The sequence below is a fragment of the Acidithiobacillus sp. TH-A36 genome (genome assembly GCF_057473445.1).
Map to the genome: position 1 here is coordinate 1 of NZ_JBYCKP010000189.1, position 4,494 is coordinate 4,494.

The following is a 4,494-nucleotide window of genomic DNA, read 5'->3' on the forward strand; positions in this document are numbered from 1 at the left end:
TGGTTGCTTTGTATGAACACAGCGTATTCACTCAGGGGATCATCTGGGGCATTGACTCTTTTGATCAGTGGGGCGTGGAATTGGGTAAGGTGCTGGCGCAGCGCATTGTTTCTGATATGCAGGGTAAAACCCGGCACCCCCATGATGGGTCCACATCGACCCTGCTGGAACGCTATTTGCGCCGACGTGGCCACTAGATTTTTCGGGATTGACCGGGTTCCATGCAACGGGGCGGGAACTTTTACCCGGCTATGGTTTTCCAATGAGGAATTATTAGCCGGATTGAAGAGCCGCCCAACAACATGAAACTGCCCATTGTTCTGGCCATTACGGCCGTATTTTCCTGGGGGAGCGTCGCCTGTGCGGCCGTTCCGCCTTTACCTCCCATGCCTACTTTGCCGCCGCCACCACCCATGCCGGCGCCACAATTGACCGGTATTCAGTCTGCCGTTTTGCTGGACATCAACAGTGGCCAGATCCTGATGGCTGAAAATGATGAAAAGCCGGTCAATCCTTCGGGCCTGGTCAAGCTGATGACCGCCTACCTGATGTATCAGGCGGAAAAGCAGGGTCTGGTACAGCCAGGCGAAAATGTACATGTGTCCAATGACGCCTGGCATGCCCAGGGTTCCCGCATGTTCATTCAACCGGGAATGCCAGTGACCATGACCCAGCTCACCCATGGACTCCTGATTGATGGCGGGAATGATGCCGCCATTGCCATAGCCGAGACGGTGGCCGGCAGCGTTGGCGGTTTTGTGGATTTGATGAACCATGACGCAGCGGCCATGGGCTTGCAGCACACCCATTTCACCAATCCCGATGGTCTTCCACAGCCGGGACAAACCAGCACCGCGCTGGACCTTGCCCGTTTGTCAGCGCGTTTGATTCAAAGTTATCCGCAAGTGATGCAGGTTGCCGGCAAGGTTTCCTATACCTATAACCACATCACCCAATACAACTACAATCCGCTGGCCGGGCAGGATGGTGTGAATGGCCTGGGGGTGGGTCTGGCCGGTAAAAACAGCTGGAATCTGGCGGTCAGCGCAACTCGGGATGGTCGTACATTGGTGGCCGTGGTTTTGGGTGCGCCTTCGCGCAGTGCTGCAGGCAGTGATGCCAGCGCCTTGCTCCACTATGGCTGGAACGGCTGGCAGAATGTGTCTCTCTACAAGGCGGGGGCAACCGTTGCCCAAATCCATAACGGCGACTGGAGCCCGGCAACAGTGCAGGGGGTGACGGCAGGCCCGGTCGTGGTTTCCGAACCCAAGCAGCAGAAAACCCGGTTGCAAACCCGCTTCGTACCGACTCCCAACCTGAAGGCCCCTCTCGCGGCGGGTGCGGGAATTGGTACCCTGCAAATTTCCTGGCACGGTCATGTCCTGAAAACGGTTCCTGTACAAACCCATAGTGCGGTGAAGCCAGCGGGCTGGTTTGTCCGCCTGATTCACGAGGGCGAGTCATGGTTATGACCGGTAACGAGAGCACCTGCTTTACAGCCCAGCGGATCGGAGGCTGATTTTGGCTGCACGTGGAATATCTTCCCGGCGCCGCTGGGTGTTCTGGACGCTTGTCGTGCTCCTGCTGGTTGCCCTGAATATTGTGGTGGGGATCGGGGTTTGGACCTGGCGGATATGGCAGGAATTGCCACCCGTCGTGCAACTCGAAAACTGGCACCCTCAGGAGCCGTTACGTATTTATGCGGACAATGACCACCTGCTGCAGGTGGTCGGGCCGCAACTGCGCTATGCCCTGCCTCTGAAGCAAATTCCCAAGACGCTGCAAGATGCTTTTATTTCTGCCGAAAATTCAAAATTCTATAGTCATAATCCGATTTATTATCCAGTCAGCTTTCCGGGCATTATCCGCGCGGCATTTGTGGATCTGGTGCATATGGCTCCCGTGCAGGGGGCCAGCACCATCACCGAACAGGTGGCCCGCAATTTTTATTTGACCCCCAAAAAAACCATTACCCGTAAGGTCGCGGAAATTCTGCTGGCTTATAAACTGGGCGCGCGTCTGCATCGTCCGCAAATTCTGGATTTGTACCTCAACAAGATTTATCTGGGCGAGGGGGCTTACGGGGTACAGGCAGCGGCGGAAACTTACTACGGCAAAACCGTCAATCAGCTGACCGTTGGCGAAATGGCGACCTTGGCGGGCCTGCCAGCGGCACCCTCGGATTTCAATCCGATTGCCTCACCCGCTTCGGCAAAAACCCGTCGCGATTATGTGTTACGGCACATGGCCCATTACGGATACATCAGCAAGGCGCAGGAAGAAGCGGCTCTGGCTGAACCCATCAAAGCCCATTATCACGCTCCGGCCAGCAACATAGCCCCCTATGCCACCGACTGGATTCGTAACTGGCTGGAAAAACATTTCGGGGCTGATTTTACTTACCGCACCGGTCTGCGGGTTTACACCAGCATCAACCCCACTGACCAGCGTGCTGCTGATCGGGATATTGCCGTGGGTCTTGAGAACTATGGTATGGGTCTTGACAGCATGGATCCCAAGGCCTGGCATGGTCCAATTGCCCAGTTATCGACGGCAGCCATGGAAGCCGCACTGCAGGGACAGCGGCCCAGCCAGTTACCCAACCATAATCCGGCCAATTTGCACTGGGGAGTCGTAGTCAAATCTACGCCGGAAATGGCGACGGTTTCCTTCGAAGGCCGTCATCTGGTGCATCTGAGCTTGCGCGACGTCGCCTGGGCACGGTCTGCTCCCAAGGGTAATCCACCCACCGCCGTCAATCAGGTGTTGCAACCCGGTGATTTGATCTGGCTGAGGCGCTATGTGGTTGCCGCCACATCGGGAACAGGCAATCCGGTCTGGGGCACCAAGGTTTGGCACAATATTCCCCATGGTGGTTGGCAGTTGGCGCAGATTCCCCATGTGCAGGGTGCCCTGGTGTCGCTTGCCAGCCGCTCAGGGGCCATCCTGGCTTTATCGGGGGGCTTTAGCTATGAACTGAGCCATTTTGACCGGGCTCTTTACGCCTTCCGGCAACCGGGATCGGGGTTCAAACCTTTTGTGTATTCTTCGGCCATGGACGCGCCGACCTATCTGGCCAGCGGGCGCAAACATTATCTTACCCCGGTCTCCCTCATTGCCGACACGCCGCTGGTGATTCATCTCGGTAACGGACAGGTTTATGCGCCGACCAACTACAGTCGTACTTTTTCGAATATTCCCTTTCCAGTTTGGGAGGATCTGGCGGATTCCCATAATGTGCCGAGTGTCCGCCTGTTGATGCATGTCGGCATTCCCTACGCCAAGCGCTATGTGGAGCGTTTTGGCATTCCGGCAAAACAGATTCCCGCCTCACCCTCCATGGTATTGGGGTCCGGAGACTTTACTCCCCTGCAAATTGCGCGTGGCTACGCCGTTTTTTCCAGCGGGGGTTTTCTGCCGCATCCCTATTTGATTCGCAAAATTGTCACTGCGCACGGTACCACGGTTTCGCTGCTGGATTGTCCCCTGGGGTATCGGCCGCCATCTGGACAAACCGTGATTCCGCCGGGAGTGGCTTTTCTGATGACGCGAATGATGGAGCGGGTTATCCGGGTCGGTACTGGGGTCGCCGCGCAGATTCTTCATCGCCATGATCTCGCGGGAAAAACCGGCACAACCAATCACGAAGATAATGCCTGGTTCAATGGCTTTAATCCCGATATTACGACGTCGGTCTGGGTGGGCTATGACAATAATCAGTCCATGGGGACCTGGGCGGCGGGGGCTCGCCAAGCCTTGCCTATCTGGATTCGGTATATGCATACGGCGCTGGCGCAGTATCCGGATGTGGGCTTCTTCCAGCCGCCCGATGTAGTGACGGCACGTTATAATCCCAAAACGGGTGACCTTGCGCCTCAGAGTGATCCAGGGCATCAGTATCCTAGGGGATATTTTTTGTCTGGTTACCTGCCACCCAAGCCCAAACCCAAGGTCAGTGCGGAAACACAAAGTTTTATCCACGCATTGATGCATATTTTCTAGGAGACGGAGAATGAAGCAGTGGTTGTCCCTGATAATTATCGCCCTGTGTTTCTGGGGAGCTTTTGAAGTCAGTCACCACTGGCTGGTGCAGCATCCCGACCATCCTGACCAGCGCACCTTAACGGTCATTTCTCATTAGGTAAAGGCCGTTACGCAGAGGCGTTTTTAATATCGTAGCCACTCATATTTGTGTTACATTTCTGGCCGTCCAGAAAATTTTTGAGTCTGCAGATATTATCAAAGGAAGTCTTATGCGCCGTTTAGGAATCGCCGTTTTATTACTGGCTGGAGCCAGTTCCGTTTCCGCCCTGGCTGCCGATGCGCCCATGCAGCCGGGGCTCTGGATGATGCATGTTTCTGGTACAACGAAAGTCTCTTCGCCGCCAGTCAGCACCCCCATGGAACGCAGTATGCAAATTTGTGTGAAAGCCCATCAAAAACCGGAATCCGTTTTTCTGCCTGCGGGAAGTGATCGCTGTACCGGCAGTCATA

4 protein-coding genes and 1 pseudogene are annotated in these 4,494 nt (G+C 55.5%); all 5 read left to right on the forward strand.

The window, feature by feature from the left end:
* Positions 1 to 197: pseudogene (gene pgi / locus AC2VLY_RS05055) on the forward strand (glucose-6-phosphate isomerase); the annotation flags it as partial.
* Between the two features lie 105 nt (positions 198 to 302).
* A complete protein-coding gene (locus AC2VLY_RS05060) occupies positions 303 to 1,472 on the forward strand; it encodes a D-alanyl-D-alanine carboxypeptidase family protein (protein WP_486892211.1) in 1,170 nt (389 codons plus the stop codon).
* 49 nt (positions 1,473 to 1,521) lie between these two features.
* On the forward strand, positions 1,522 to 4,002 hold the full coding sequence (locus tag AC2VLY_RS05065; RefSeq protein ID WP_486892210.1) for a penicillin-binding protein 1A: 2,481 nt from the start codon (positions 1,522 to 1,524) through the stop codon (positions 4,000 to 4,002).
* Positions 4,003 to 4,012: 10 nt separating this feature from the next.
* Complete coding sequence (locus AC2VLY_RS05070) at positions 4,013 to 4,141, forward strand: hypothetical protein (RefSeq protein WP_264674730.1); 129 nt, start codon at positions 4,013 to 4,015, stop codon at positions 4,139 to 4,141.
* Positions 4,142 to 4,253: 112 nt separating this feature from the next.
* Positions 4,254 to 4,494: hypothetical protein (locus AC2VLY_RS05075; RefSeq protein ID WP_486921872.1), on the forward strand; the 241-nt coding region annotated here is incomplete at its 3' end.